Source organism: Neobacillus drentensis (assembly GCF_036966985.1).
Classification (GTDB): domain Bacteria; phylum Bacillota; class Bacilli; order Bacillales; family Cytobacillaceae; genus Neobacillus; species Neobacillus drentensis_E.
The window spans coordinates 297-1149 of record NZ_JBALSN010000805.1 but is presented as its reverse complement, the minus strand read 5'-3'; the positions used below and the strand labels follow the sequence as shown (position 1 = coordinate 1149).

At 39.0% G+C, this 853-nt stretch carries 1 pseudogene (running past one end of the window); it reads left to right on the top strand.

Annotated features, from left to right (window positions below):
- Nucleotides 1–166 precede the first annotated feature (166 nt).
- A pseudogene (locus V7659_RS31910) lies at nucleotides 167–853 on the top strand (toxic anion resistance protein); its annotated part runs 296 nt beyond the window's last position; the annotation flags it as partial.

The following is an 853-nucleotide window of genomic DNA, read 5'->3' as shown; positions in this document are numbered from 1 at the left end:
TTATAATCCTCCTGGCCATAATGATATTGAAAATTTTCTTGACGACCGGTTATTTGATAAACATTGGCTCGAAGATGTTGTTTTTGAATTGGAGTTTAAGGAACCGTCCATTTTCAAAAAAGGGCTTTTCCAAGGAATCTTAAAAAATTTAAGGGGAGATTAAAAAGTGAATCTTACGCCTAATCCATCAAGCGGCTTAACGCCAGCAGGTGCAGATGACATCCTCACAGAAACAAAAGTCTCTGACATTAAACTTGCACTTCGGAAAGAACCAGAAATTCAAAATTTGGCCCGTACAATTGATGAGCGTGACCAGATTCAAGTGCTAGAGTTTGGGAAGGAACCTGCTGTACAAATTTCCCGTTTTTCTGACCAGATATTAAATAATATGCGGACAACGAAAGTAGAGGATTCAGGGGAGCTACTTAAGCAACTGGGTCGCATCATGGATAAGTTTGATGCAAAGGACTTTCAAAAGACGTCAGGCGGACTTTTCGGAAAGCTCTTTAAAAAGGGTGAAAAGATGGTCGAAAAGCTGTTTGGCAAGTACCAAACCATGGGCTCCGAAATTGACAAGGTATACATAGAAATATCAAAATATCAGCATGAAATGGTTGATTCAACCAATATGCTCGAACAAATGTATGAGCAAAACTATCAATACTATTTGACCCTTGAAAAATATATTGTTGCGGGTGAAATAAAAGTAGAGGAATTAAAGAATAATCAACTTCCACAGCTTGAAGCCCGGACAGCAGCTGGTGATCAGATGGCCTCCATGCAATTGGACTCGCTCAAAAATGTTATTGAGTTATTGGAACAGCGCATCTATGATCTGGAAATGGCAAAAATG